This is a genomic window from Phytoactinopolyspora endophytica, assembly GCF_004138495.1.
In the GTDB taxonomy this organism is placed as follows: Bacteria; Actinomycetota; Actinomycetes; order Jiangellales; family Jiangellaceae; genus Phytoactinopolyspora; species Phytoactinopolyspora endophytica.
Genome location: NZ_ML142853.1, coordinates 129,406 through 133,180, shown reverse-complemented (window position 1 = coordinate 133,180; position 3,775 = coordinate 129,406). Strand labels below are relative to the sequence as shown.

The following is a 3,775-nucleotide window of genomic DNA, read 5'->3' as shown; positions in this document are numbered from 1 at the left end:
ACGACGACGCGCCCGGCGCGTCGGGCGGAGACGGGAACGATGGAGGATCCACCGAGGGTGGCATTCTCAGCGTCGGCGTGACGGCGGCGCTGGGTCGGTTGGACACGGTCAACCCGTTCGCCGACAACCTCTACGGCTCCTGGATGGCGCGCCAGCTGGTCTACCCCGCGCTGGTTCAGCTCAAGGGGACCGAGCTGGAGCCAGCGTGGGCGGAGAGCTGGGAGGTCTCCGATGACGGCCGCAGCTACACCTTCCACCTACAGGAAGGCGCGTGGTCGGACGGCACGCCGCTCACCGCGGAGGACGCGGCGTGGACGGCGCAGTTCGAGCTGGACCACCTGGATGGTGCGGCCGGCCTGGTGTCGTTTGCGCTGGAGGGTGTGGAGAGCGTCGAAGCCGTCGACGAGCAGACGCTGACCGTCACCTACACCGAGCCGATCGCCGAGGACGTGCTCACCTTGCTCGCCAGCTTCCATGTGCTGCCGAAGCACGTCTACGAGCCGCACGCCGGGAACGACGGCGGCGACATGCTCGCGTTCCGCCCGGAGAGCGAGCTGCCGCTGGTGTCCGCGGGGCCGTTCACCATGACCGAGTTCGACTCCGACGGCACCACCATCTTCGAGCCGAACGAAGGCTACTACGGCGAGCCGCCGGCCGTGGACGTCATCGGTCTGCAGGTGTTCCAGAACAACGAAGGGCTCGCCCAGGCGTTACAGGCCGGCGATGTGGTCTGGGGGTACAACGCGGGCTCCTCGGTGGCGGAATCGGTGGGCGGTGCGTCCGGTGTGAGTGTCGAGACGGCTCCGTCGCAGGAGGTCGGGATGGTGAACATCAACTCCAATCCGGACAAGCCGGATCATCCAGAGCTACAGGACCCGGCGGTGCGAGAGGCGATGTCGCTGGCGATCGAGCGGGACGAGGTGATCGAGGTCGAGCTGGACGGCTTCGGCGAGCCGGGCCGCAGCGTGCTCGCGCCGTTCCAGGAGCGGTGGATCCCCGAAGACATCCAGGCCGACCCGTACGACCCCGACGAGGCGAACCGCATCCTGGACGACCTCGGATACGAGCGCGGCTCCGACGGCATCAGGACCAACGCGGACGGCGAACGGATGTCGTACGAGATCGTCGTCTGGGAAGAGATCAACCGCGTCGCGGAGATCCTGCAGAAGAATCTCGCCGACGTCGGGATCGAGCTGACACCGGACATCGCCGCGGACTACACCGCGACGGTGACCGCGCCGGACGGGGAGTACCTCGATTTCGACATGGCGTTCTCGTATTGGTCGCTCAGCCCGGAACCGGGCGGTATGCTGCGGATTTACAGCTGCGACAGCTGGGGCAGCGTCAACTTCGCCGGCTACTGCGACGACGAGTACGACACCGTGCTCGATCAGCAGCGTGGCACGGTCGACGAAGCGGAGCGGACCGCGCTCATCGGCCGGCTGCAGGAGATGTTGGTGCGCGAGGCGCGGGCAGTGCTGCCGCTGTATCACGCGGAGACGGTGCACGTCGTGAGCGACGGCTGGTCGGGCATCGAGATCGACCGCTTCGGCCCGGCGCTGTGGACCAATCCGCACCAGGGCTGACAACGATGACGGACCGGCGGCACACCGACACCCGGTGTTGCGTCCTGCGGAGTGTGCCTCATGGCGCATCCGCTGCGGGACGCAACACCGGGACACGGACCGCCGGCCGGCGTGAGGAAGGGGGTGACCGATGAGCCGCGTCGAATACGTCGCGAGACGGGTGCTGTCCGCCGTCGTCACCGTGGTGCTGGCGGCGACGATCAACTTCCTCATCTTCCGGGCCGCGCCCGGCGACGCGTCGACCCAGTACCAGATGTGCCGTACCTGCAGCGCCGAGTTCCGCGATTACCTCCGGGAGGACCTCGGCCTGAACAGGTCCGTCATCGAGCAGTACCTGATCTACATGGGCGACCTATTCCGCGGCGACCTCGGGCACTCGTTCCAAACCCGGGCCCCGGTGTGGGACGAGCTGACCGGTCCGCTGATGAACACGCTGCCGATGGTGGGTTTCGGGCTGCTGCTCGGGCTGGTCCTGGGGTTCGCCGTCGGGACCATGTCCGCGTGGCGGCGCGGCACGGTCGCCGACTGGGCACCCCTGTCCGGGTCGATGTTCCTGTCCGTGCTGCCCGTGCAATGGATCGGCCTGATGCTCCTGCTGCTGTTCAGCGGAACGCTGCCTTCGGCCGGGATGAGCGACCCTTACCTGCGGTTCAGTGATCCGTCGTGGTGGGACACCCTCGTCGACCGTGCCGAGCACATGATCCTGCCGTCGCTGGCGATCGGGCTGGCGTGGTGCGGGGTCTGGGCGCTGATCGTGCGCTCGGCGCTGGTCGGCTCGCTTGGGGAGGACTACATCCTGACGGCACGCGCGAAGGGCCTGCACAGCTGGCGCATCATGCGCCGGTACGCACTGCCGAACTCGATGCTTCCCATCGTGACCATGCTCTTCCTGACCTTCGGTTACATCGTCGCTGGGTCACTGCTGGTGGAGACGGTGTTCTCCTACCCGGGCATCGGGCTTGAGCTCTACCAGGCCGTGCAGAACCGTGACTACGCGCTGCTGCAGGGCGGGTTCCTGCTCCTCACGGTCGCGATCGTGCTCGCGAACCTGCTGGCGGACCTGCTGTACTTCAAGCTCGACCCGAGGATCACCCGATGACGCGCGGCATGGTGACGTGGATGTGTCGATATCCGGGCGGCGCTGTCGGGACGGTCGTGCTCGGGGCGATCGTCGTCCTCGCGCTGCTCGCGCCGTGGGTCTCGCCGCACGGCAGCCGGGAGAAGGCCGGCGGCGTCTACGAGCGGCCCTCGTGGTCGCTCCCGCTCGGCTTGGACGACGCCGGCACCGACATGGTGACGCTCCTGCTCTGGGGCGCCAGGACGTCGTTGCTGGTGGGCTTCGCCGCCGCGCTGATCGCCGTCGTCGTCGGCGGGACTGTCGGACTGCTCGCCGGATACGTGGGAGGAAAGACCGACGCGGTTCTGATGCGGATCACGGACTACATGCTGGTGATCCCGGACATCCCGCTGCTGCTGATCGTGGCGACGGTGTGGGGACGGAGCCTGACCAGCGTGATCTTGATTATCGGCCTGCTGTCGTGGGCGCGGCTGGCACGCGTGGTGCGCTCGGAGGCGATGAGCATGCGTGAGCGTGCCTACGTCAGGCGCGCCCTGACCATCGGTGCCGGGGCGTTCCGCGTCATCACCCAGCACGTTCTGCCGCATGTGGTGCCGCTGCTGCTGACGCTGGCGATCTTCGCCGTCGGCAACGCGATCCTGGTGGAGACGGCGATCGCGTTCCTGGGGCTGGGTGACCCGTCCGCGATCTCCTGGGGCCGGCTGATCCAGAACGCGTTCGCGGGCCAGGCGGTGTCCCGCGGGGCGTGGTGGGCGATCGTGCCGCCGGGGCTCGCGGTGGGGGCCCTGATCCTGTCCTGCACTCTGATCGGTCGGGCGCTGGAGGAGAAGCTCAACCCGCGGTTGCGGACGGGGCATCTGTCCGTGCACTCGTTCCGCGTCGCACGGCTTCCCGTCGACGGAAGGCTCACGAGCCGGACCGGGAAGAGGATGTGAACCAGTGAGACGAGCCAACGAGCGGGCGCCCATGACAACGCGCCATGATCATCGAGTATTTCGGGTGTGTCCACCCCCACGATCCTCGATGATCATGGGCAAGGCTCGGGTAGGTGGTCACCCGTGAACGCACCGATCCTGGACGTCCGCGACCTGCACGTCTGGTTCGACACCGA

The 3,775-nt window shown here is 67.7% G+C and carries 3 protein-coding genes; all 3 read left to right on the top strand.

The annotated features are described in order from the left end of the window. Window positions 1-1,586: ABC transporter substrate-binding protein (locus ELR45_RS11455; protein WP_165367684.1), on the top strand; the 1,586-nt coding region annotated here is incomplete at its 5' end. Window positions 1,587-1,716: 130 nt separating this feature from the next. After that, complete coding sequence (locus ELR45_RS11450) at window positions 1,717-2,685, top strand: ABC transporter permease (RefSeq protein ID WP_129666079.1); 969 nt, start codon at window positions 1,717-1,719, stop codon at window positions 2,683-2,685. Next, window positions 2,682-3,599, top strand: a complete 918-nt coding sequence (locus tag ELR45_RS11445) for an ABC transporter permease (protein WP_129666077.1) — start codon at window positions 2,682-2,684, stop codon at window positions 3,597-3,599. The genes ELR45_RS11450 and ELR45_RS11445 overlap by 4 nt, the downstream gene beginning before the upstream one ends. Window positions 3,600-3,775: the final 176 nt, after the last annotated feature.